The following is a 385-nucleotide window of genomic DNA, read 5'->3' as shown; positions in this document are numbered from 1 at the left end:
ACTATGAATGAAGAATGCGGCAAGTACGCTGGCATGGATCGTTTTGACTGTCGTGAAGCTTTAGTTAAGGACCTTAAAGAAGAAGGCTACTTAATTAAGGTTGAACCAATCGTTCACTCAGTAGGTCACTCAGAACGTTCAGGCGTTCAAGTTGAACCACGTCTTTCAAAGCAATGGTTCGTTAAGATGAAGCCACTTGCTGACAAGGTTCTTGAAAACCAAAAGACTGATGGCAAGGTAAACTTTGTTCCAGATCGTTTCGAAGGTACTTTGGACCACTGGATGGAAGATGTTCATGATTGGTGTATTTCACGTCAATTATGGTGGGTCACCGTATTCCAGCTTGGTACAACAAGAAGACTGGCGAAACTTACGTAGGTGAAGA

General features: G+C 42.9%; 1 pseudogene. It reads left to right on the top strand.

The annotated features are described in order from the left end of the window. A pseudogene (locus CP370_RS09505) lies at positions 1-385 on the top strand (class I tRNA ligase family protein); the annotation flags it as partial.

This window comes from Lactobacillus sp. UMNPBX19 (assembly GCF_002553805.1).
Lineage (GTDB): Bacteria > Bacillota > Bacilli > Lactobacillales > Lactobacillaceae > Lactobacillus.
This window is presented reverse-complemented; position numbering and strand designations above follow the sequence as displayed.